We start from the raw sequence: 957 nt of genomic DNA on the forward strand, positions 1-957 counted from the left end.
TCACTACAATCCTCACATATATAAATTGTTTTTTCACTTTTATATCCAGTTTTAGATTTTACAAATTTTGTGCCTGACATTTTTAGTTTTTTACCATTTTGACATATAAATAAATCACTCTCAGCATCGTAGTCCATATTCTCTATTCTACTAATGTCATTCTTGTATTTTCTTGTTTTAGATATTTCATAATTAGCAGGTTTAATAAAAGCTATTTGATTATTATCTTCAATAAATGAGTAATTTTCTTCGCTTTCATATCCAGCATCAGCAACTATTTTTAAATATTTAAAATTCAAATTTTCTTCCATCCCTTTAAGAAATGGTATCAATGTAGTTGTGTCTGTTGGTTGATTACCAACAGTAAGCCACGTAATATATTCAGCATCAACACCATGCTGCACATTATAAGCTGGTTTAAGTTGTCCATTTTTCATAGCATCTTCTTTCATTCTCATAAATGTAGCATCAGCATCTGTTTTTGAATAACTATTTCTATTGCCGCAAGTGTATACCTTTTTATTGTATTCTTTAAATTTTAAAAGATATTCTTCAAGCTTTTCTATAGACTTTTGTAAAGTAGTTTTTCTCTTACCACATCCGTGGACGAATTCTATTCCTTCTAATTTTTTTAACTCATAAAGTTTTTTCCTAAGCTTCTTTACATGCTTCATTTGTACTTTATCCTTATAAATTAATTTAATGCCATAAAATTCTTCACACTCTTTTACAAGGTCGGCTATCTTAGTTAATAGTTTAGCCATATTTTTTGTAATAGCTTTCTTCCAAACAAAAGTATATTTATTAGCACAAGCTTCTATTTTAGTACCATCAATAAATATAGATTCACCTGATATTTCCCCAATTTTATAAAGAAAATTGGTTACTTCTGTTAAGATTTTTTCAGCACATGGAGCAAAATGTAAACTTCTAAACCTTGCAAATGTTGAATGATCC

Annotated in this window: 1 protein-coding gene; it reads right to left on the reverse strand. The window is 28.2% G+C overall.

Annotated features, from left to right (window positions below):
* On the reverse strand, positions 1-957 hold a 957-nt coding region (locus tag TY07_RS17025; protein WP_042403118.1), incomplete at both ends, for a transposase.

It is taken from the genome of Clostridium saudiense (assembly GCF_000577815.1).
GTDB classification, from domain to species: Bacteria; Bacillota; Clostridia; order Clostridiales; family Clostridiaceae; genus Clostridium; species Clostridium saudiense.